The sequence below is a fragment of the Parapedobacter sp. genome, assembly GCF_053550995.1.
On the sequence record NZ_JBMQOC010000042.1, the window covers coordinates 1 to 23,326 of the forward strand.

General features: G+C 47.8%; 21 protein-coding genes. 12 read left to right on the plus strand and 9 right to left on the minus strand.

What is annotated here, in order from left to right; genetic code table 11:
* From ACO1NT_RS06515 to ACO1NT_RS06535, 5 genes are all read right to left on the minus strand, one after another.
* Positions 1-474, minus strand: a 474-nt coding sequence (locus ACO1NT_RS06515; protein ID WP_449047629.1) for a sodium/proton-translocating pyrophosphatase, incomplete at its 3' end; no start/stop codon positions are given.
* A gap of 210 nt (positions 475-684) precedes the next feature.
* Entirely contained in the window at positions 685-3,174 is a 2,490-nt protein-coding gene (locus ACO1NT_RS06520) for a DPP IV N-terminal domain-containing protein (RefSeq protein WP_449047630.1), read from the minus strand.
* A 115-nt stretch (positions 3,175-3,289) separates the two neighbouring features.
* Positions 3,290-3,817 (minus strand): SAM-dependent methyltransferase, encoded by a 528-nt coding sequence (locus ACO1NT_RS06525; RefSeq protein WP_449047631.1) that lies wholly within the window; start codon positions 3,815-3,817, stop codon positions 3,290-3,292.
* 131 nt (positions 3,818-3,948) lie between these two features.
* Complete coding sequence (locus ACO1NT_RS06530; protein WP_449047632.1) at positions 3,949-5,274, minus strand: APC family permease; 1,326 nt, start codon at positions 5,272-5,274, stop codon at positions 3,949-3,951.
* A 111-nt stretch (positions 5,275-5,385) separates the two neighbouring features.
* Positions 5,386-6,819, minus strand: coding sequence for an ATP-dependent DNA helicase (locus ACO1NT_RS06535; RefSeq protein WP_449047633.1), 1,434 nt, complete (start codon positions 6,817-6,819; stop codon positions 5,386-5,388).
* A 70-nt stretch (positions 6,820-6,889) separates the two neighbouring features.
* Here ACO1NT_RS06535 and ACO1NT_RS06540 point away from each other — a divergent pair, with 70 nt between their 5' ends.
* From ACO1NT_RS06540 to ACO1NT_RS06560, 5 genes are all read left to right on the plus strand, one after another.
* A complete protein-coding gene (locus ACO1NT_RS06540; protein WP_449047634.1) occupies positions 6,890-7,696 on the plus strand; it encodes a DUF3822 family protein in 807 nt (268 codons plus the stop codon).
* Positions 7,684-8,235, plus strand: coding sequence for an RsmD family RNA methyltransferase (locus tag ACO1NT_RS06545; protein WP_449047635.1), 552 nt, complete (start codon positions 7,684-7,686; stop codon positions 8,233-8,235). The genes ACO1NT_RS06540 and ACO1NT_RS06545 overlap by 13 nt, the downstream gene beginning before the upstream one ends.
* Positions 8,213-8,764: an NUDIX domain-containing protein gene (locus tag ACO1NT_RS06550; protein ID WP_449047636.1), complete on the plus strand. Its 552-nt coding sequence runs from the start codon at positions 8,213-8,215 to the stop codon at positions 8,762-8,764. Before ACO1NT_RS06545 ends, ACO1NT_RS06550 begins: the two co-directional genes overlap by 23 nt.
* A gap of 122 nt (positions 8,765-8,886) precedes the next feature.
* Positions 8,887-9,678: a Cof-type HAD-IIB family hydrolase gene (locus tag ACO1NT_RS06555; RefSeq protein ID WP_449047638.1), complete on the plus strand. Its 792-nt coding sequence runs from the start codon at positions 8,887-8,889 to the stop codon at positions 9,676-9,678.
* An 81-nt stretch (positions 9,679-9,759) separates the two neighbouring features.
* Complete coding sequence (locus ACO1NT_RS06560; RefSeq protein ID WP_449047639.1) at positions 9,760-10,572, plus strand: alpha/beta hydrolase; 813 nt, start codon at positions 9,760-9,762, stop codon at positions 10,570-10,572.
* Here ACO1NT_RS06560 and ACO1NT_RS06565 read toward each other — a convergent pair whose 3' ends face one another.
* Positions 10,573-11,799, minus strand: a complete 1,227-nt coding sequence (locus ACO1NT_RS06565) for an MFS transporter (protein ID WP_449047641.1) — start codon at positions 11,797-11,799, stop codon at positions 10,573-10,575.
* Between the two features lie 327 nt (positions 11,800-12,126).
* Here ACO1NT_RS06565 and ACO1NT_RS06570 point away from each other — a divergent pair, with 327 nt between their 5' ends.
* A complete protein-coding gene (locus tag ACO1NT_RS06570) occupies positions 12,127-14,133 on the plus strand; it encodes a M13 family metallopeptidase (protein WP_449047643.1) in 2,007 nt (668 codons plus the stop codon).
* 4 nt (positions 14,134-14,137) lie between these two features.
* Here ACO1NT_RS06570 and ACO1NT_RS06575 read toward each other — a convergent pair whose 3' ends face one another.
* Positions 14,138-14,791 carry a DNA-3-methyladenine glycosylase I gene (locus tag ACO1NT_RS06575; RefSeq protein WP_449047644.1) on the minus strand — a complete coding sequence of 218 codons (654 nt, stop codon included), beginning with the start codon at positions 14,789-14,791 and terminating at the stop codon, positions 14,138-14,140.
* A 197-nt stretch (positions 14,792-14,988) separates the two neighbouring features.
* On the opposite strand from ACO1NT_RS06575, the gene ACO1NT_RS06580 reads away from it, so the two are divergent.
* Both ACO1NT_RS06580 and ACO1NT_RS06585 read left to right on the plus strand, forming a co-directional pair.
* Positions 14,989-15,354, plus strand: coding sequence for a BlaI/MecI/CopY family transcriptional regulator (locus ACO1NT_RS06580; RefSeq protein WP_449047645.1), 366 nt, complete (start codon positions 14,989-14,991; stop codon positions 15,352-15,354).
* A 5-nt stretch (positions 15,355-15,359) separates the two neighbouring features.
* Positions 15,360-17,075 carry a M56 family metallopeptidase gene (locus ACO1NT_RS06585; RefSeq protein WP_449047646.1) on the plus strand — a complete coding sequence of 572 codons (1,716 nt, stop codon included), beginning with the start codon at positions 15,360-15,362 and terminating at the stop codon, positions 17,073-17,075.
* Positions 17,076-17,149: 74 nt separating this feature from the next.
* On the opposite strand, the gene ACO1NT_RS06590 is transcribed toward ACO1NT_RS06585, so the two are convergent.
* Entirely contained in the window at positions 17,150-17,518 is a 369-nt protein-coding gene (locus tag ACO1NT_RS06590) for an iron chaperone (RefSeq protein ID WP_449047648.1), read from the minus strand.
* Between the two features lie 356 nt (positions 17,519-17,874).
* Here ACO1NT_RS06590 and ACO1NT_RS06595 point away from each other — a divergent pair, with 356 nt between their 5' ends.
* Positions 17,875-18,126, plus strand: a complete 252-nt coding sequence (locus tag ACO1NT_RS06595; RefSeq protein WP_449047649.1) for a hypothetical protein — start codon at positions 17,875-17,877, stop codon at positions 18,124-18,126.
* Positions 18,127-18,266: 140 nt separating this feature from the next.
* Here the strand turns inward: ACO1NT_RS06595 and ACO1NT_RS06600 are convergent, their stop codons facing one another.
* A complete protein-coding gene (locus ACO1NT_RS06600; RefSeq protein ID WP_449047650.1) occupies positions 18,267-19,319 on the minus strand; it encodes a flavin monoamine oxidase family protein in 1,053 nt (350 codons plus the stop codon).
* A gap of 163 nt (positions 19,320-19,482) precedes the next feature.
* Between ACO1NT_RS06600 and ACO1NT_RS06605 the strand changes: the two genes are divergently transcribed.
* The 3 genes from ACO1NT_RS06605 to ACO1NT_RS06615 all read left to right on the plus strand — a co-directional run.
* Entirely contained in the window at positions 19,483-20,394 is a 912-nt protein-coding gene (locus tag ACO1NT_RS06605) for an AraC family transcriptional regulator (protein WP_449047651.1), read from the plus strand.
* 96 nt (positions 20,395-20,490) lie between these two features.
* Positions 20,491-20,805, plus strand: coding sequence for a DUF6660 family protein (locus tag ACO1NT_RS06610; protein WP_449047653.1), 315 nt, complete (start codon positions 20,491-20,493; stop codon positions 20,803-20,805).
* Between the two features lie 185 nt (positions 20,806-20,990).
* A partial coding sequence (locus tag ACO1NT_RS06615) for an efflux RND transporter permease subunit (RefSeq protein WP_449047655.1) occupies positions 20,991-23,326 on the plus strand: 2,336 nt, incomplete at its 3' end.

A 23,326-nucleotide genomic window follows, 5' to 3' on the forward strand; every position in this document is an offset into this window, starting at 1 on the left:
AAGAAAGATCAAGAAGAAAATGCTTAAACCGAGCACGGCCAGTCCAGCTACGCCCAATCCCATCACCGTACCGCCAGAGAATGAAACTTTCAGCGCTTTCGGCAAACTGGTTCTTGCAGCCTGTGTGGTACGTACATTGGATTGGGTTGCGATGCGCATGCCTATATTTCCGGCTAGAGCCGAAAAGAAAGCACCGAATATAAAAGCTACGACAATAATCCAATGGGTGGTTTCAACCACGGTAGAAACGGCGAAAAGCGCAATGGAAGCGATAATGACAAAAATGAAAAGAATCCGGTACTCTGCTTTTAGAAACGCCAAAGCGCCTTCTTGGATGTTTTTCGCGATAACCTTCATCCGCTCGTCACCAGCGTCCTGTTTCCGTACCCATGCTGATTTTACAATCATCACCCCAATGCCGATTAAAGCAAGCACAGGTACCAAATAGATTAAATTTTCCTGTAAAAATTCCATTATATCCAAATCAATCGTTTACAAAAATCTTCATTGTCAAAATAGGTCTTAACAAAGAGTCGCCAAAAATAAGATGCTTATTGCAATAAACAAATTTATTTAGATGATTTCATCCGTTTTACTTGTTTTTCGACGTCCAACATCTCGGAGCTGCCCATTCTGCCCACTGTTTGGACGAGGCGTGCCGAGATAGGGGTGGGGTTATGGACACTATCGTGTAAGGGGCTTTTCCCTGTTGATTTCGATAATGTCCACCTCGTCTTGGTAGTTTCCCAGCAAGTGTTCACAGAAATAATCACCCATTTTCCAGAAAAAATATTCGGTCATGTTACCAAATCCATGGCGTTGGCCCGGTAATAATAGAAAATCAAACCGTTTATTCGCTTTGATGAGTGCCTCGGCCATCCGAATGGTATTTGCGGGGTGCACATTGTTATAGATGTCGCCAGTAGCCAATAGCAGGTGCCCCTTGAGGTTGTGTGCCAGTTCGGTGTTTTTCTCGATAGCGTAAGAAAAGGTCGTGTCGCCTTTGGCGGATACCTTTTCGGTAACGCCGTGGTGGCGCTCGCTCCACCACCGGTTGTAGATGTTGTTTTCGTGGTTGCCCGCGCCCGACACGGCCACTTTAAAGAAATCTGGATACACCAGCATGGCAGCAGTTGACATGAAGCCGCCACCTGAATGCCCCGTGATACCGACACGGTTGATATCGATGAACGGGTGGCGGTCGGCCAGCTGTTCGGCTGCCGTTTTCTTGTCGGCTAAGCCGTAGTCGCGCAAGTTGCCATAACCGTAGGTATGGTACCATTTGGACCGGGCAGGGTGGCCGCCCCGGTTGCCGACGGTTACAACAATGAATCCGAATTGAGCCAAGCGGTCGATCCGGTCCATGCTACGCCCGAATGCTTTGTTTACCGCTTCGGTTTGTGGACCGGGATATACATACTCCACAAGTGGATATAAACGGGTAGAATCAAAATCAAACGGTTTATACATCACACCATACAGGTCGGTGATGCCATCGTCGGCTTTTACGCGGAAGGGCTCTGGAAACTGGTATCCGGCTGCAAACAATTGCGAAAGATCGGCGGTTTCCAAGGGTAATATCAGTTCGCCGGCACTGTTGTACAATGCCGATTCCGGGACGGTGTTCACTCGCGACCAATTGTTAACGAATAACCGTTCGTCTTCGTCCATCTCCGATTGGTGGTCGAAGTTACCCGGATTGAGCAATTTCAGGCCGCTGCCATTCAGGTTTATACGGTAGAGGTGCTGGTAGTACGGATCTTCATCTTCTTCTCGGCCATTGGCTTGGAAATAAAGGGTACGTGTCTTTTCGTCAATTCCAATGACGTCCGAGCAGTAAAATTCGCCCGAAGTGATCTGGCTCTTTAGATTGCCCTGGCCATCATACAAGTAATAATGGCCCCAGCCATCACGTTCCGACCAAAATACGAACTCCTGTCCGCCATCGATCAATGCCGGTTGCTGGATGTCGAGGTAGGTGTTTGAACGTTCTTCGACAAGTGTGTTCACATCGCCGTTGACTCCTACGGTTATCAGATCGATGCGTTTGAGGTCGCGACTGCTACGCGCCATGAAAAACCGTTCATTGGTGCCTAACCAGGTGTTGATGCGGATGTCATCTGGCTGAGTGTTGCGCGGATGCGGCGCTGTCCAGATGGATAGCGTTTGATTTTTGAATGCACCCACAGCGATACGTTTGGCCTTTTTTGTGACAAACTCAAAGAGGTAGAGTTCCTGTTCCGAGCTGTCGGTTTCGCCTGGCATCTGGTACTTATAGGTCTCTAATGTGGGGCGTTTTCCGCCCACGTTATTGATGACCCATAGCGCACTGAGGTGCCGATTGTCTTTGCGTACCACCAAAAAGTGGCGACCGTCGGGCGACCAGATGACGCGGGCCTGTTTACGTTTGTCCTTTTCCTCTTCGTCCTCTTCGTCATCGCCTGTTGTGGTGGTACGCTCGTCGCCGCCCCAAGCATAATGCTGTACCCCGTCGGTCGTAAACTGGTGTTCAACAATGGTGCTGTCTTTCTCATCTTTCCTCGCTTTTTCATAGTTTTCACGATCCATCCAATAGAGGTTGTACTTCCGTGCAAAAAACACTGTACCGGTGTCGGGTGAGAAGGAGGCCCAAGATAGGTGGGGTTTGGGTTTAAGAGAATCTGCCAGTTCGATAACTTGGCGGGTTTGCAGATTATATTCGAGATAGAATATTTTTTTCTTCAACGAATCGGTTTTGCTCTTGCTCTTTTCGCGCTCCTCTTTGGTTTTGAGCGTGTCTTTGGTACTGCTCACCTCAAAGCGAATGCGCTGTTCATCGTCGGTGAATCGAAGGTTACGGATGTTAATGTGACGGGCATCGAAAGGATCTTTTACGATCCGTGTAAGCTGGGCAGCCAAGTAAGCGTTGTCAAAAAGCAAATCCTTCCGTCGTGCGTCGGGATCAACCAAATACCACTTTTTGCCTTCGGACGTTTCGTATACGTACCAAAACTGATCTGAACTTTTCAACCATTGTGGATTGACCGATGTAGAGAAAATCAGGCGTTTTAGTTTTTCGGGTGAAAAGCGAGCCGCCAATTGGTAATTTGCGCGGCGGTTCGCATTGTCTTCCTGTGCCATCGCCGTGTTGAGTAGCCCGAACACGAGGAATAGCAGCATATAACTTCTTTGCATGGCGGCTTAAATGATGTATGTTGGTACTGTCTTGCCCTGCAAAGGGACAGTTTTCTATGCAAATTACCGAACGGCCGATTGTAATAATCACGTGATGTTGATGGGCAATAGGGTATCACTCGATCGTCCACAAATAAATGGTATCATGGCTACCCACCCGCACGGTCTTTTCGGGCTTCCAATCACCCATATGGAAATCGTGTGATACAATACGACTTCCCGGCTTCAGCTCTTTCTGGAGTTTGGGCCGCAGCTCCAAGTTCACAGACGGCAGCAGGTACATGGTCACCACGTCGGCTTTGCTGAAATCAAATTCAAACAGGTCTCCCAATACAAATTCTACCTGGTCGGTCACGCCGGCCGCTGCTGCATTGGCCTTTGCTTCCGCAATCCGCTCGGGGTTGATATCCACGCCCACGCCGGTGGCGCCGAATTTCTCGGCCGCCGTAATGACAATGCGGCCGTCACCGCATCCCAGGTCGTAAACTACATCCCCGGCCTTCACGCCGGCGAGCTTCAACATTTCTTCCACCGTTTTCTGGTCTGTAGGTACATAAGGTACATCCAGTTTGGTTTTTTGGGCATACGCCACCGAGCATACTCCAACAAACAGGGCAATCAGCCAATTTTTCATCGTGCTCATCGTCTTTTTATTTTAAGTGTGATTTATAATAGCTTTTAAATCCTCGTCCCAAACGTAGGCTAATGAAGTTAACACTCGATAACCAGCATTGTTTCGTTCGGGTATGTATTAAACTTATCAATTGTTTTTTATCATATGATAAAGAAAAACAACGTGCCCAACAGCAGCACGGCAACGCCTACCAACGCGCCGACGCCCGTATACATCAGGCTCGAATACAATAAATAGGTGCACGATCCGCAGAATATGAACGGCGTAACCGGATACAGCGGCACTCGGAACGGCCTAGGGGTATTGGGCTTTTTCCTGCGCAATACCAACAACGAAAGGCCGATGGCTAGGAAAAAAAACCAGAATACAGGTGCGGTGAAATCGACCATCGATTGGAATCCATCGCGTGTCATTGCTCCCAGTCCGATAAGGGCCAAGGCAATCATTCCCTGCACGACTAGGGCATGGGTTGGCGACGATGTTTTGTTATGCCATTTCCCCAGCCAGCGGAGAGCCTGGAAGTCGCGGCCAAGCGCGTAATTAGTCCGGGCGCCGGTAAAAATGGTGGCATTTACAGACGTAAGGGCGGCTACAGCTACCAATATGCCCATTAGTACAATGCCTGGCTCACCGAGTGTAACCCGCATCAAATCCACACCGATGGCGTCCGACGCCGCTACGCGGTCTATGCCCAACGCCCGGATGAATACACCATTTATGAGCAGGTAAATCGCAGTAATCAATACGATACTCCATATTAATACCTGAACCATCTTACGGCTACCCGCACGTAATTCGGCGGATATGTAACCCGCTTCATTCCAGCCACCAAAGGTGAGTAATACGAATACCAAGGCCAGGCCGAACGTGGGAGAAGGGGCATCACCGGCGAGCGGCAATTCGGCCAACGCGGTGGGTACTGTGGGTACGAAGAAGCCGATGATCGTGATTAGCAGTAATCCGGCGAACTGGACAGCAAGGAGTATTTTCTGGACGCCCGTTCCAAATCTTAAGCCAATGATATTCATCGCCGTGAGGATTGCCACGACACATGCTGCGTATAGGGCGGCCGAGTAGGGACCCAGGTGATATAATGGGGAAAGGTAATCACCAACGATATAGGCGAGCAACGCAATCGACCCGGTTTGAATAACACTCATCCTTGCCCATGCAAAGAGGAAAGCGAACCGCTTACCAAAGGCTTGCATGAGGAAATGGTAGTCTCCACCCGTATTCGGAAAGGCTGTTGTAAGCTCTGCATAACACAATGCACCTATTAGTGAGATGGCACCGCCCAATAGCCATGCTAAGAGGAACAATTCCCAGCTTCCGGTACTGGCAGCAACCAGCGAAGGCGTGCGGAAAATACCCGCTCCAACGACAATCCCTACAATGATGACCATGGCATCTACTATGCGGAGCACAGGTTTCGGACGGTCTTCGGCGGTCCTATTTCCTCCCTTCATCGTCTCTACGATTGGTGTATGAAGTAAATACAAGTACCGGCCGGGTTTGTTCGGTGCCCGTCGTAATATTTTTGTTGTATGTGGTAGGCCTTAGGCCTTGGTCATTAGTCGCTAAACAAAAAACTTTTGGTTGAAATTGACTAGAAACAGTTCGTCGGTCGCGCGGGTGCAAGCTGTGTAGAGCCATCGTAGGAATTCCACGTCGAGTAATGCTTCAGTAAGATAACCTTGGTCTACAAAAACGGCTTGCCATTGTCCGCCCTGTGCCTTATGGCAGGTTACGGCCATGGCAAACTTGATTTGCAGCGCGTTATAATAAGGGTCGGACTTAAGGGCGGCCAAGCGTTCGCGTTTATCCGCGATGTCCGCATAGTCGGCCATAATGGCTTCAAAAAGGCGTTGCTGGTCGGTCTGCGGGAGGTTTGCCGAATCGCTATGGAGCGTATCGAGCATTACCCGGCAATCCACCGGTTCCATTTCGTCCGAATCCATGAATTCGAGGCTCACGTCGGCAAAACGAAATCCATACTGCTCATGCACGTTCCGCACCCGACGTACCTCAGCCATATCGCCATTCGCAATGAAACCCGTACGTTCCGATTCGGCGGTGAGCCAAAAGTAATTGTTGCGCACCACCATGATGTAGTCTCCGCCTGTTAGCTCTTCTTCCCTAAAAAGGATCCGGTTGCGGATATGTTGGTTATACAGGCTAGCATTCTTGTTTGAGCGGCATATCACGATGGTGTTTTCCATGCCGTACTTATCATACGCATAATGCAACCCCTCAATGAGGTGTTCGCCGGTCATCCGGTACGTGTCGGAGTAGCCTCTTACCTTGAATTGTGGGAAAGGGATGGGCTCATCGTCGGTTTTGTCGGTAGCTGTTTGGATCTGCCGGCGTATCGCCGTGGCGTTGTGGAGAATACCCGAGTCTTTTTCCTGTCGCACCACTTCGGTGAGTTCGTAGGCCGCAGCCCGAAGGCCAAAGTTCCGTGATAGACCTTGGACATCTAATGCCGGGCTTTGCGCTAGCCCTACAGGCGGGAGCTGGGCCGTATCGCCCACAAACAGCAAACGGCAACGTTCACCATTGGCCACGTATTGGATGAGATCTTCCAAAAGGCTCCCTCCGTTGAATGTACGCCGCTCGTTGGAAATCATCGATGCTTCATCAACGATGAACAACGTATCCGTGTGCAGGTTGTCGGCTAGGCTAAATACCATTTCTGGCGACAAGGCCACTTTTTTTCGGTAGATTTTCTTATGTATGGTAAATGCCTTTTTTTGAGCATAACTGCTCATTACCTTTGCCGCGCGTCCGGTGGGGGCAAGTAACACTGAGCGCATGCCCAACGCTGGAAGTGCAGCTACCAACGCACTAATGATGGTCGTTTTACCCGTGCCCGCGTATCCCTTAAGTACAAAACAACTCGATTCACGATGGTCATGATCAACCAGGAAATCAGCAAGGCGCTGCAACGCCGCATCTTGCTGTCCCGTAGGCCGCATAGGGAAGCGATTGGAAATCAAATCAACTAGCTGCACGGCCAAAGGTACCCAAAAGTTTGCTCAAAATGATTTATCTAAGTAAGTTTGTCGCGGCAAATAGATCAGTATGATATATACAACGACCGACTTTGATGGGCAGCAAACAACGGATTACACCCTGTTGATCGGTTTAGGAGGAGAAATCCAGCAATTGGCCGTTGTCGATCGGGACCGGCAGCTCAAGTTTGCCGCAAGCTACGACTCTGCAAATGCGGCACCCGAAGCGACAGAGATACTCGCGCATGCATTTGCGGCCGTGAGAATAGCCGTCGCCGATTGCCGGTACACATTCATCCCCGCGGATGTATATGACGAACAACGACACGAGACTTATCGCCATTATCTTCCTTTTGATGGTGTCGGGGAAATGCGGGTTGACCACATTGATCCGCTTGATGTCAAACTACTTTACCAGACAAATTATGTGGGTCTGGAAGACCTTATCGCCCGATTCCCTCATGCCAAATACTATCCACACGTGCGGTCGCTGATCAGTGCAGTCGCTGCCCAAGGGGTAGACAGCAGCCAACCTCTGATGGTTGTCGAGCGGCACGCCTGTCATATAACCGTTGTTTTATTTGACAAGAACACATTTCTATACGGGCATGATTTTGAGTGTACTACAGAAGATGACTTTACCTATCACTTGTTATCAGTGTTGCATCAATTCGGCTTGACAGACCGACAACCTGTTATCCTATTGGCTGGTGATGTCGAGCAAGGCGATGGTTATCATGATCGTGCGTCGGCCTACGGTGGGAAGACGATATTGGCCGATAGCGGCACCTATACGGGCGTCGGGCTGCCGGCCGATGCCATGTCCCATAAACACCGTTTTCTTTCACTGTTCGGATTATATCAATGCGAATCATAGGAGGTAGCCACGCCGGACTACGGCTCCAGCCGCCAACCAGCCTTCCTGTCCGTCCGACAACGGACATGGCGAAGGAAGCGCTATTCAACGTATTGCAGCACCATATGGATTTCGAAGGTACAGATGTGCTGGATCTCTGCGCGGGCACGGGAAACATGACCCTCGAAATGGCCTCTCGTGGGGCTGCACGTATCACTGCTGTAGATATCCACTTCAAGTGTATCCAGTATATCAACGACACGGCCAAAAAGTTAGATTTAGTTGCGGTTAAAGGTGTCCGTGCAGATGTGTTGAAATTCATCGCCTCTTGCCGAGACGAGTTTGATTTTATTTTCGCCGACCCGCCTTACGAAATGTCCCAGTTGCCCGATATTCCCCGCCGTATCTTCGACGGCGGATTGTTAAAGCCAGGTGGATGGTTGGTCTTGGAACACGCAACAACGCGTAAAATTCCTATACATCCAAGCCTCGTACAAACGCGGAAATACGGGTATTCGTCATTCTCATTTTATCAGTATGAACCAAATGGAAGTCAATAACTGGAAAACGATACGTAAAAAAACGGCCTACGATAACCCTTGGATACGTGTGGAGCATCGCGACGTGACCACACCAGCAGGCAACCCCGGAATCTATGGCATTGTCCATTTCAAGAACAAAGCGATTGGCATCGTCCCGGTCGATGACGATGGTTTCGTTTATCTCGTGGGCCAATATCGATATCCGTTGGATGAATATTCATGGGAAATTCCGGAAGGCGGCGGGCCGATAGGGGAAGTCCCACTAACGACCGCCCGACGCGAGCTAAAGGAGGAAACGGGCTTAACCGCGGAACATTGGCAGCAGATCGGTCGTGTGCACACATCCAATTCAGTGACCGATGAAGAGGGGTTTATTTTCTTGGCGCGGGGGTTGACACCGGGTGACGCTCAGCCGGAGGAAACCGAGGAACTGTTAGTGAAGAAAATACCGCTTTCTGAAGCCGTGGATATGGTTATGCGCTTCGAAATCACCGATTCAATCGCTACCTGCGGCATACTGATGGCAGCGCGGATTCTCGGCCGTTGAATACCGGATGGGGATTCTTTCAACCAGACGGTACCCCATGCTTGTATCTATCGGATTTTATCAATTAGGTACAAGGGCAACTGGAAATTGCAAACCACCAAAGGAATGTCGACCTTTGTGCCATGTTGAATCCGAACATCAAAGTCGTCTTTTTTGATATCGATGGCACGCTCTTAGGACTGAAAAGTAAGGTCATACCCGACTCTACCGTAGAAGCCTTGGCCTTACTGAAAGCGAAAGGGATAAAAATCATCATTTCGACAGGGAGATCTTATGAACATGCCAAATTCCTTGCACCCTATGGATTCGATGGGTTTATCACATTCAACGGTAGTTATTGTGTAGACGGAGGTGGCCAATCCTTTTTTCGCCATACGATTGACGTAGACGACATCCAACTCTTGTATGACCACCTGACTACCATCGAAAGCTTTCCCGTGGGGGTGATGACAACCGAAGGGTCGTTCATCAGTGACATTACCGACGACGTAACAGCGACGTTCAAACTCCTGAAATTGGAGGTGCCACATGCGAAACCGTTTGTCAGTGCGCTCGAAACCGAGGTGCTGCAATTAAATCTGTTTGTCGATGAAAATAAGGAACTCCACCTGATCAATAATGTGCTGAGAAATTGTGAATCAAGTCGTTGGTGCCCCGAGTTTATCGATGTCAATGCACGCGGCATCAGCAAGCAAATCGGTATGGAACAGTTTTTTGCGCGGTACGGACTGACGGCAGCGGAAGCCATGGCATTCGGTGACGGTGGAAATGATATCCAGATGCTACGTACGGCAGGTATTGGCATAGCCATGGCCAATGCGGGGGATAACGTAAAGGCCGCGGCAGATTTTGTGACGGATACCACGGAAGAGAACGGTATTTGGAACGCTCTTACGCGGTATGAAATTATTTAGGGCACAACGGCATAAAATATCGGAGCATTTCCTATTTTTACCGCGTAGGCTAACAATACACAACTCCATTCAACAAAAGAAATGAGATATTGTTTATTATTTGCAGTATTCGCGCTTTACATCGCCCATGCGCGCGGTGCCGATGTGGATACCATATCCATTTGGAGCGAAGCAATGAGTAAAAGCGTGAAATCCGTTGTTGTCAAACCTACTACCTATGCCCAGCGCGATTCCTTTCCGGTAGTGTACCTGTTGCACGGCTATAGCGGAAATTATGCCGACTGGGTGAATAAGGTGCCGGAAATCAAAGATTTAGCCGATAGGTATGATTTGATTATTGTATGTCCGGACGGGGGGTATGGCAGTTGGTATTGGGACAGCCCGGTAGACAGTACGTTCCGCTATGAAACATTCGTGTCGGACGAACTGATATCGTTTGTTGATGAGCAGTATAAAACCCTCGCAGCCCGCGAGGGGCGGGCCATCACTGGTCTTAGCATGGGTGGGCACGGTGCGCTTTACCTCGCCATGAGGCATCTCGATGTTTATGGCGCCGCGGGTAGCACGGCAGGTGGTGTAGATATACGCCCGTTTCCATTGAATTGGGATATGGCCAAGCGATTAGGTAGTTATGCTGACTATCCCGAGCGGTGGGAGAGCCATACGGTGGTCAACTTGGTCCATCGCCTTACGCCCAATGCACTGTCTCTCATCATCGATTGCGGAACCAGTGATTTCTTTTATGGCGTAAATGAGCAGTTGCACCGCAAATTACTCGACCGGAACATCCCGCATATGTATATCACCGGTCCCGGAGCCCATAATTGGGATTATTGGGAGCGGTCTATTGGTTACCAATTGTGGTACTTCAATAAGTTTTTTTCGGGAAAGTGATTATTCTTTTTTAATACCCACTTGCATCAATTCGGGAACGAAAAAGGAAATAAGACCAATCAGACCGATTACACTGCCCAGTATGACGAAGGTTACGGTAATGCCAATGGTATCGGCAAGGAATCCGGTACTTAGCAAACCGATCATGGAGGGCAGCAGTGCAATGCTGAAATACATCGAAAACACACGGCCTAGCATAGCGGGATTAATCCGTTCCTGTAATACTGTTGTGAACGAAGCATTGTAGATTGAAGCAGCTAGGCCACCGAGTATGGTAAGGGCCACGAAAAAGATAAATCCCGTGGCGGGTAGCAAGCCCGAGCCGGCCAAGCTGAGGCCCAGCAGGATATGCATACCGTTGATGATGATGATCTTATTCATTGCCGGTTTGAAAACACCCAGCAATCCGCCCCCTACAAGCATCCCGATCCCCCAAACCACCTCGATGACGCTCATTTCGAATTTACCGCCTCCAAAATGCTGCAACGTGAGCAGCGGGAACAATACGGCTACCGGCATGATGCAGAAAGTGGCGAGGACGGAAAAACCGAAAAGCCACGATATACCCCGGTTTGAAGTCACGGCGGCAATACCCAGGCGAAGGTCGCGCAGCACTTGGCTGACGCCCGCGCTTTGTTCGGATTCTCCTTTTTCGGGGTTCGGGATGTGCACTAACAGGAGCGAGGCAATGGCGAATATGGCCCCGCCAATGTCGAGCAGCAATACGTACCCAATGTCCATCAGCCCGATGGCCAATGCGCCCAGTGCCGGTCCAGCAATACTGGAGACCGATTGGATGACTTGGTTGATGCCGCCGATGCGAAGCAGTTCAGACTCAGGTGCCAACAAAGGTACCGAGGCCTGCATAGCCGGCATATGGAAGGCCGACCCCACCGAACGCAGACCCAACAGGAGGTAAATGAATATCAGCTCGGAATAACCGAGGTAAAACAATACCGACATTACCCCGGTGCAGGCCGCGATAAAACCGTCCGCAAGGATCATCGTGCGCTTGCGGTCCCAACGGTCAATGTAGACACCTGCAAAAGGGCCGATGATGGTTTGCGGTAGAAACGCGGCGATAGCAGCGTATGCTAGTACTTCGGCTGACCCGGTTTCGAGGCTAAGCCAGATGATGATAGCGAAATTGACGGCAGAACTGCTCAGTAGTGATACAAATTGTCCGCTCCAAATGATGGCGAATGTTCTTTTCCATGGATTTGTCATGGCGATAATACGGGTTATTCGGTTTTCCAAGGGCACGATGGTGATACATGGAAAAAACGAGGATATAAAAAGACGTAAATAAGCGCGGATGGTTTCAGGGAGTGCCCCCGAAACCTATTGGATACCCGAAACGGGAAGCCCGGGTCTCAAGCCCTGTCCCTGTAGGGCAGGGTGCTGTTGGAATAAACCAGTTTCATCGAAGTAATGAGTTGTTTCCGCCAAATATAGGATATTTTTGGTTTTCTTGTAACGATTTATTTATCTCTCCGCAAATAAATTAGCTACTCGCAGATATTTTTTAAGTTTGCTCCATCAAAAAAAATGCACATGAAGTATTGTTTAACTCTAGCAATCGTTACGGCGATTGCAACAACAGCCCATGCACAACAGCCCCATCAGGCCATTAATCTCGGTTTAATGGATAACACCGTCCGGCCGCAAGATGATTTTTATAGCTATGTGAACGGCAATTGGATGAAGACGGTTGAAATCCCATCGGATAAAGCGAGGTGGGGAAGTTTCGACGAATTGCGGGAAAACACAGATGTCGCCACCCTCGAAATCCTTAAAGACGCTTTGGCCAAACCGCATGCCCAAGGTAGCGACGGCCAGAAGATTGCCGACCTGTATCGGTCATACACGGATTTCGAAGCGCGCAATCAGGTTGGGATAACTCCCATCCAACCTATGTTGCAACAAGTGGATGCCATCGAAAATTTCGATGATCTTTATCGTTTCCTCGTTGAAACGGCCCCCATCGGGGGTAATCCGTTTTTCGGTGTACACGTGTCTGCGCACATGAAAAATAGTGACATGAACACGGTGTACCTCGGCTCTGCCAACTTAGGGCTGGGACGCGCCTATTACCAAAAAGTGGATGAGTCAAACACCAAAACGTTAGCGGATTATAACGATTACATCAACCGGCTATTTCCTGAAATCGGCCAGCGTACGCGTGACCTGAAGGGCCCTTCCATCATCGCGTTTGAAAAAGAACTAGCCAGCCATATGCTCACGGTAGAAGAGATCCGGAACGCATCGCTACGTTACAATCCAGTAGCTGTTGCTGATCTAAAAGGACTGGTAAAGAATATCGACATCGCCCAATACCTCACCGATTTGGGTTTCCATACCGACACGGTAATCATCAGCGAGATAAAATACTACGAGGAGCTGGACGAAGTGTTGAAACCTGAGAATTTGGAAACCATTAAAGATGTTCTCCGTTTCCATATCGCCAATGGCGCCGCCACCAGCCTAACAAAAGAGTTGGATGAGCTCAGTTTCGATTTTTGGGGCCGGACACTGCGTGGCCAACAGGAGCAGCGTGCATTGGATAAGCGTGGACAGGAGTTCGTTAATCGCACCGCTGGCGAAGTGCTGGGCAAACTGTATGTGGAACAGCATTTCCCAGCGGAAGCTAAGCAGGCCGCTGAAGAAATGGTCGACTACCTGATCCGCTCGTTCGAACAGCATATCAAGCAGCTCACGTGGATGTCTGGTGCGACGAAAGAAAAGGCATTAGCCAAGTTGGCCCGGTTTACCGTAAAGATCGGCTACCCGGATAAGTGGAAGGACTATTCAGGCTTGGAAGTGGGCGGGTCGCTATTCGAGAATGTGCTGAATGCGCGGCGGTGGCGGTTTGAAGAGAACCGTGCCAAGCAAGGTAAACCGGTAGATAAAACGGAATGGGGGATGACCCCCCAGACGGTGAATGCTTATTACAGCCCGCCACGCAATGAAATCGTATTTCCTGCGGCCATCCTGCAGCCTCCTTTCTACGACTATAAAGCGGATGCAGCGGTCAACTTTGGTGGTATCGGTGCGGTAATCGGCCACGAACTGTCGCACGGCTTTGATGATAGCGGCTCGCAATACGACGGCAACGGTAACCTGAACAACTGGTGGACGGAGGAAGACCGGACACAATTCGAAAAAGCGACCAGTGCCTTGGTGGAACAATTCGAAGCTTATGAGCCCGTACCGGGTGTTTATGTGAACGGCCGTTTTACACTAGGCGAGAACATCGGTGACCTAGGGGGTGTTTCCGTAGCCTACGATGCATTGCAATTATATTTGAAGGAAAAAGGCAATCCCGGTACTATCGATGGATTTACCCAGCAACAAAGGTTTTTCCTATCATGGACCACCATCTGGCGGACAAAGACTACTGAGCAGTTTGTGGTAAACCAGGTGAAAACCGACCCACACTCGCCGGCACAGTACCGTGCGGTGGGGCCGCTCGTCAATGTGGATGGCTTTTACGAAGCTTTTGACATCAACGAAGGCGATAAGCTATACCTCCCGAAAGAAAAGCGGATTGTTATCTGGTAACTTGCTATCTGGCCGTCCATTTGGGCTTGGCCGCCAGTATGGCCGCGTGGATGGGGCAATCGGAATCATGAGCACCGGGTAAATACCCGGTGCTCATTAAAAATTCATTCACAATTTCGCCGCCCGTAAACTTAAATGTCTTTTTAAATAATTTCATCCATTCTTGTAGCGACATGGGATGATGGTGGTCGAGCCATTGCTCAAATGAGCCGTAAACGCGTTGTATCTCCACAATCGCTTTTGCATTTTCGATGGCCGCATTGACTTTAAGCCGGTTGCGTATGATTCCCGCATCGGCCAGCAACCGATTACGGTCGGCCTCACCGTACGCCGCGACTTTGGCCACATCGAATTGGTTGTATGCATGGCGGAAGGCTTCCTCTTTCCGCAGAATGGTTTCCCAGCTCAAGCCCGCCTGATTGATTTCCATGACCAGCCGTCCGAATAACTCATTGTCGTCATGGATGGGGAACCCATAATGGTTATCGTGGTAATGTTGATGGAGGGTTTTACGGGTTTCGGGCGTCAGCTTAGGAATGGTGGTACAGTATGACATGTCTTGTTCGTTATATTCAGTATGTATGCTGCGCAATTGGCCACGAATGGTGGCGAATTGCCATACGGCAAGCTTAAACAATCGCAACGAATATGGTGTCATGATAGGGTAAAGAGTAACATCCGAAAGCCTGCTTTAGAGGGGAGTCCAAATGAATAATAGTCAATTTTAATATGTTGTGTTATAGTTATTTATGTGTGTTTTGTTGAAATTACTATAAAAATAGTTGATAAACTATTTTTATAGTACTATATTTGTAGTTGATTGATGGGCTTTATTTACTTATAGCAACAGTAATAATGATAAGAGAACTAACTAAAGCGGAAGAAGAGGTGATGCGCATAATCTGGCAAAGGCAGGAGGCGATGGTGAAGGAGGTGTTGGCCGCCATGCCCCATCCCAAACCAGCCTATAATACGGTGTCAACCGTTATCCGGGTATTGGAAGGTAAGGGTTTTTTAGATCACAAAGCGTACGGAAACACGTATGTGTATTTTCCCTTAGTGGCAGAAACCGATTACAAGCATTTCGCTTTTGACAAAATAATGAACAATTACTTCGGTAATTCCTACAAGCATTTGGTTTCATTCCTCGTTGAAGAGAAGAAACTCGATACGCAAACGTTGGATGAATTGCTGAAGATGGCCGGGAAACTCAAAAAATAAAGCATATGGAATGGGGCTATTATCTCCTGGAGGCAAGTGCATACCTAAGTGCACTTTATGCCTTTTACTGGTTATTGTTGCAGGGGGAACGTTTCTATGTGCTTAACCGGTTCTTTTTATTGGCTTCACCCATTCTGGCCTTTGCGATTCCATTTCTTTCCATCCAACAGGCGGCGACATCATCTGTTGTGGAAGAGGGTTTGGTTGGCGTTTCGGTGACCTTGGTTCAAGGCACCATGGCTGCTGGCAAAGCTGTTGTTACAACAGCGCACGGTATCGACTGGGGTTGGTTCATCTCATATATGTATGTTCTTGGGGTTGTTGTTGTTCTTTTCAGGCTTCTTCGCTCATTAATCGTTTTGTTACGTCTTTTTTATCGGGGAACGAAAACACGCGAACAGGGTATTACGATGGTGTGGGTAAAGAAGCGTATCGGCCCGTTTTCGTTTTTCCGTTGGCTTTTTATGCCGCAAGGAACACCTCCATACGAAGCAGTAATCATACACGAGCGTGTACACATTCGTCAATGGCATAGTTTGGACGTGTTGTTGTTTGAAATTGTCCGGGCCTTCCAGTGGTTCAATCCATTTGCCCATTTATTGCTGAGGGATGCTAAACTTAACCATGAGTATCTCGCTGATGAACAGGCCAGTTTACACGAAGGCGCATATCGTTATGCGATGTTATTGATCGGTAGCGCATGTCGAATGGATAACCGGTTGTTGGTAAATCCTATATTTAATCACACCCAACTAAAAAAACGAATTTCCATGTTAGAAACTAAGAAATCAGCAGGTATTGCTCGTTTGAAATACCTGCTGGCAGTTCCTGTGGTTGCCGGCCTTTTGGCAATCTCGGCGTTCACTGTAAAAAAAGATTATGGTTTCATTACCATCGCCATGGAGCATACCACAGCAGAGCCAGGTGGCCAAGAGTTGTTGCCCGATTACCGTTTTAAGACTAGCTTTTCGGATTCAACGCACAAACCTATAAAAACCGACCAGCGATTGATTCTGATAAATGGCGTGGAGATCGATAAATATAAGATATTCGGTGTATCAAAGGCCAGTAAAATCGTTGAATACAATGCGGTTGAGGCCCGTCAAAAATTTGGTGGGAAAGGCAAACATGGGGCTGTGGAAATTATGGGCGATGCGGTTGAAATGATTACTGTTCCGCCGCCGCCACCTCCGCCTCGCCACGTTGATGCTCCGCCCGCGCCTCCGAAAGACACCATACGGCCACCGGATCTTCCATTGCTGAATCGGTTAAACCCAGGCGACGATGCGTTACTGTATAAAGGAGTTCATGGCGACACCTTATATGTGGGAAAAGGGAAATATCATCTCGAATATAACCCCGATGGTTCGGTAGCTAGAATCAAGGTAGAAAATATTTACCTCATCGATAACTTAGGTAAGACGCATGTCCCCCAATCCCATCTCGTTTTGGTGGAAGACGGTAGCGTTTCCCGGTTGCTCAAAAACCCGATTACAATCGTACCTCGTGGAAAAACGAAAGCTTATTTCGGAAGGTACAGTGGCCCTAATGGTGAACTAACAGGGGCGGGTTTGCCCGATAAACAGAAACCCCGCACACAGGCGGTTTTTTTATCGAAAGCAGATACGTTGTATATTGGGGGCGATAGTTACACATTGAAGACCCCCAACCATAATAACATTAAGCATATTGATTTAACTAATATGTCAATGGGAAAATGAACGTGACGATAAACGCCCATGGATATACCGCTCAGCAAATAATCTCAGCCAAGTAAACGATCGAAAATTGGTCCCTAACCCGGATGCACGTATTCATTTTTCCGGAAGCTCACAATACGTTTGATGAGGTCCAATGGCAACGGTCGGTCATTGGGGAGCTGTATGGCCGACCTTGATACCTTATATCCTTTTAAATCGTCGGCAAACTCTTTCAGCAGTTCGTCGCTCCACGGACTGGAGAGCGAAATGTGGTTCGTATAAGCGGAGTAATAGATCAAGAAGAATTTCCCTATCTTGAAGGCTGGTATCTGGTAGCTGATCACTTCTTCTATGCCGGGAACAGCTTCTTTGACAACTTCCCGGATTTGTTGCATACGCTCCCGAATAGGGACAGGGAACGTTGATTGATACTCGTCAATGGTTTTGAAATCTGTCTTTGCCATAATATAAGGCTTGAAGTTATTTGAATATGCTGCGGTTATATGAAGCACGACGTCAGTTAGACCCCGTTGCGACCAGTACATTCACTAACAAAATGAATCGTAAGATGTTTGTATGCATGCTGAAAAATTGACAACTTTTCCTTATGAAAGGCATAATTTTTGTAAAATGTTTTCCGTAATCCAACAAAGATATACGTTATATGGAAAAGACACATTTAAACAAATTATCCGTTTCCCCAGCAGTCTTATTATGGGCAATAATTGCTTTTGCCGCGTGTAGCAAGGATAAACCTTCCGAGTCTCCGAATCGATTTGAACCAACAGATTTTACGGTATCAAATATAGAAACAACCCATATGGGAAGCGACTTTATTATTTCCTATGATGTGAAAAATACCACTAACATGGATTATGACTTCGACATGGATGGAGGTTTTTCGGTTAGGTTCACGATCAGCACTACAGATGGCGCTCAGTATGAAGGATCAAGATTGATTCCGACGACGCTGAGTACCGGCACCACCTCCACTACCCAAACCGTAATCACCATCTCGTCCGACAAGACTCCCGATTTAAGTACGCTCAAACATGAAATTATCCCCGATTGAAAGGGTGGTTAACGACCTTGGACATAAAAAATGGTCGATAAATAGCTGGAAAGTGTTACAGCGCCGCTGAGGACTGATCGCCTTCAAGATTTTAATGCAATTGCTTGATATTGGTATTACCATCGTTCCACGGTTGTTATTCAAAGCCTTATTAAAACGGATTGGGCCGCAATGACAGCGCCCTCCATGTAGCCTGGAAATTGAGAAGCGGTCTCCGTCGCTGCAAAGAAAAGCCTTCCTCCCATATAGCTTTCCCGCAGCAATGGATGTCCGTTGTATTGGTGCGGCCGTTGGATGAGCTGATGATCGGCCAATACGAATTCGTCTGTCCAGACCTTGTCAAAATACCCCACGGGCTCCAGTGCCGGTGCACCCAGTAACTCACCCAACTGGCGTAATACAAAATCCTTTCTGACCTCCGTTGGATAGGTCGCTGAAGCACTATTTAGAAAACCTGTAAAGCCGAATTTATTTTCTTCAAAATTGGTGTGATCGTACATCTCCATGATAATCCCGGCATGGCTATATAGCATTCCTGAGTACCCTGCTGTTCGCCAAAAAGGGCGGTCGTATTCGAGTGTGAATTTAACGGCGCCCGCCATCCACGTTTGTACATTCGGCAAGATGGTGTTCAATTCCTCGGGCAATTGGGGCGAGAATTTGATATGCCGAACTGCCAATTGCGGGGGTGTGCAGATAACAACCTTGTCAGCCTCCATGGTGTCGCCTTCAACTGTTTCCAGAAGAATCCTGTCCTCCGTTTCCCGGACTGCGGTTATTTTCGCATTCGGGAAAACCGTACCGGTCGATAGCTTTTGTACTAATGTATCAACCAACACTTGGGTGCCTCCCACAAGCCGGTAAGAGGGGCTTTCCGATTCGGGTATGAAAAATCGCTGCGGTGGCTCGAACGACTTGGTCTGGAACAGGGATATGCCTTTGGAAATTTGGGGGTATTTCTTCAATCCCAATTCGTCGATCAGGGCCAGCAATTGTGGGTGCATCTCCGAAAACCAGGTCGCGCCCAATTCCAACGGTGTCCCTAAGACGCCCCTAATGGTCTGTATCCGTCCGCCCAACCGGGAGGAGGCTTCAAGGACCGTAGCATTGATTTTATTTTTTGATAGAAGGTAAGCTAGGGTAAGCCCGCTTAGCCCACCGCCTATGATGACAATCCGTTCGTTTAATTCCATTTAAGTTGCGAAATTCCGTTTTTATACATCGGTTTTCGGTAGACATTTGGGAAAATGTATGGTATTTATCGGCATTGACAACCAATCCAGCGCGCGAAATCTGTAGTGTCCTGTCGAGAATTTTGTAAATTAGCCACTTGGTAAGCCTAGCGAAGGAACAACGATGGCCAAAGAAAAAGACATTGCAATCCATGAATATCATCTTAATCAGTATCAGCCCGATAAGCCGCAATTGGCGGTACTTGACTTAAGCGACCACCTGACAGCAAATCGGAGTGAAGTAACCAAACCGCACATACACAGCTTTTACCAAATCATATGGTTTAAAAATGGGCAAGGAAAACATTTCGTTGATTTCAGCGCGTATGATGTATCCGACAACACTATCTTTTTCATTGCGAATAACCAAGTCCATTATTTTGATAAATCTATTGGCTATCAAGGGGTCCTCATCCATTTCAACGAGGCTTTTCTGGTTGGGAATGAAAATGAAACAGATTTTTTCCTAAAATGCAGCCTATTCAATAATCCTTATCAACAGCCGTCTTATAGTGTGGAGGCCGGATTAGGTGGTATTTTGAAAGGATACCTATTGCAAATCAAACAGGAGTTGGAAAATGATGCGGAATTTGGCAAAGAGCTGCTATTGAGAAATTACCTCAAATCATTTCTCATCCAGGTGCAGCGCCGAAAAAATGAGTTTGAAAAATCTGGCGGATATCCGGAATTGCTGGATGAAAAGAGGGCTCAACTCGTCAATTTTATAAACTTGATCAACGAAAATTACAGAAAAAGGTTTGCCATAACTGAATATGCCAGTCTGCTTCATTTATCGCCCAGAAGCCTTTCGGACCTTACCAATCAGCTGTTGAGTAAAACGCCCTCCCAGATGATACGGGAACGTATTGTGTTGGAGGCCCAACGTATGTTGTTATATATCAATCTGAATGTCAATCAAATCGGGTACCAGCTAGGGTTTGACGACCCCTCTTATTTCGTGAAATATTTCAAGAAACACACCGGCATGTCCCCGTCGACGTTCCGGGAAATGGGTAAAGTGAAGGGAGACCAATAGTATAGGATGAGTCGTAGACGGACTAAAGCAACTCGGTGAATAACACCAGTTAAAAGCCGGAAAAATACGCGCATTTTTATTACCTTTGGCCGGTACATGAGAATCTTGTTTACCCTATTGGCTATGTATATGCTGGCGGTGTTTCTAATACCGTGTGCCGACAGGTATGGGGTACAAATAGCTGAATATCATCAAGATAGCCACGATCATACGAATGAAACCGATATGTGCAGCCCTTTTTGCCTGTGCAATTGTTGTGGAGCCGTTTCTGCCGTGGCGTTCCAATGGAATGGCATCAGTTTTTCGGAGATTAAGGCAATAGAATTAACCAAACCTAACCCACCATATATCTCGCAATTTATACCTTACTACATAGGCGAAATATGGCAACCGCCAAAGATTAATGCATAATTTTTAATGAGTTAATGATTGTGGCCGGTTGCGTTCCGCACAAAGCCATCTGTCTGGGTCATCGATTGTATTTCCCTGGCTTATAATCATTACGGTTTATCGTTATTCATTCATCATTAATCGTCTTAAACGTGCTAGATAGTATTATAAAATTCTCCATAAAGAATAAGTTCATTATAGGGTTAATGACCTTGTTTCTTGTCGTTTGGGGGGCATGGAGTGCTACCGAAATTTCCATTGACGCCCAACCCGATATTACAAATAACCAAGTGCAGATCATTACCCTATCCCCCTCATTGGCCGGACAGGAAGTCGAACAGTTGGTTACTTTTCCCATTGAACAAAGCATCGTTAATATTCCTGATGTGGCCGAAATCAGAAGCATTTCCAGGTTCGGGCTTTCTGTTGTAACGGTTGTATTCCATGACGATGTGGACATCTATTTTGCGAGGCAGTTGGTTAACGAAAAACTGAAAGAAGCAGAGGAGCAAATTCCAAAAGGGGCCGGTACGCCGGAATTAGGACCGGTGAGCACCGGTTTAGGTGAAGTGTATCAATATATCCTCCATCCGAAAGAAGGCAGCGAAGGGAAATATTCCGCAATGGATTTGCGGACGATGCAGGATTGGATTGTTGCGCGGCAACTGTATGGTACGTCGGGAATCGCTGAAGTCAACAGTTTTGGCGGCTTGCTTAAACAATATGAAGTTGCTGTAGACCCCAATAAGATCAAAGCCATGGACGTTAGCATCGCGGATATTTTCACGGCGTTGGAAACCAACAATGAAAATACGGGCGGCGCTTATATCGACAAAAAGCCGAATGCTTATTTTATCCGGGGCGTAGGCTTGGTTACTTCCCTTGAAGATGTGGGAAATATCGTCGTAAAGAACTTGGGTGGCGTCCCTATCTTTATCAAAGATGTAGCAGAGGTACGGTTTGGACACGCTACCCGATACGGTGCGATGACCTATAATGGCGAGGTAGATGCCGTAGGTGGCATTGTCATGATGCTCAAGGGGGAAAACAGTGCGGCCGTCGTCAGTCGCATCAAAGAAAAAATACCGGTTATCCAACGCTCCTTACCCGACGATGTGGTCATCGAACCCTACTTGGATCGGACAGATTTGGTTGGGCGAGCAATAAGCACGGTCGAGAAAAACCTCATTGAGGGTGCGCTGATCGTTATTTTTGTATTGATACTCTTCTTGGGGAACTTCAGGGCGGGCTTGATCGTAGCATCGGCAATCCCGTTGGCAATGCTTTTCGCACTGGGGATGATGAGGTTATTTGGTGTGGGGGCGAATTTGATGAGTTTGGGGGCAATTGACTTCGGATTGATTGTAGACGGCTCATTGATTGTTGTGGAAGCGACCATGCACCACCTCGGTTTAAGGAAATCTTCCCATAGGTTTACCCAAAACGAAATGGATAATGAAGTGTACGAATCGGCGAGGAAGATCCGTACAAGCGCCGCTTTCGGGGAAGTGATCATCCTCATTGTCTATATTCCGATATTAACCTTGGTAGGCATAGAGGGGAAAATGTTTACGCCAATGGCCCAAACCGTTAGTTTTGCCATCATAGGCGCGCTCATTCTGTCATTTACCTATATCCCGATGATGAGCGCACTATGTCTATCCAAAAAGCCGGTCGCAAAGCAGAGCTTTGCCGATAAAATGATAAACTATCTTCAAGGTATTTACAGGCCGTTATTGGAAAAAGCGATTCATATAAAGTATGTCGTCATAGCTATTTCCGTAGGACTTTTTGCCATCAGTATTTTTCTGTTTTCCAGAATGGGCGGCGAATTTTTGCCCCGATTGGGAGAAGGCGATTTTGCTTTTCACTGCATCCTGCCGCAGGGGACTTCATTGAGCCAAAGTCTCGAAACCTCAATGCAGGCATCCAGGATGATCAAGGAATTCGATGAAGTAAAAATGGTCGTCGGTAAAACCGGGGCTGCCGAAGTGCCAACCGACCCCATGCCACCCGAAGCCACGGATTTAATGATCATCTTGAAACCCCAAAAGGAATGGGAAATAAAAAAATCGTACGACGAACTGGCCAACGAAATGATGGAGAAACTGGAAAGCATCCCCGGTGTGTTCTTCGAAGCCAATCAACCCATACAAATGCGTTTCAATGAGCTGATGACCGGTATCAGGCAGGATGTAGCCGTGAAAATCTTTGGAGAGAACCTTGACTCGCTGGCGATTTATGCCGATGAGGTCGCGTCGATCATACAAACCGTGAACGGCGTAACTGCCCCGCAAGTGGAACGGGTAGCCGGCCTACCGCAGATTAATATTGAATATGACCGTATCCGGATAGCGAATTACGGTTTAAACGTAGCACAAGTCAATGATATAGTCAGTACCGCGTTTGCAGGGAAAGTGGCAGGTGTGGTTTATGAGAACGAGCGTAAGTTTGATTTGGTTGTCCGGTTGGATAAAGCGCATCGCGGTTCTATTGAAGATGTAAATAATCTGTTTATCCCCATTCCAAACGGCGACCAGAT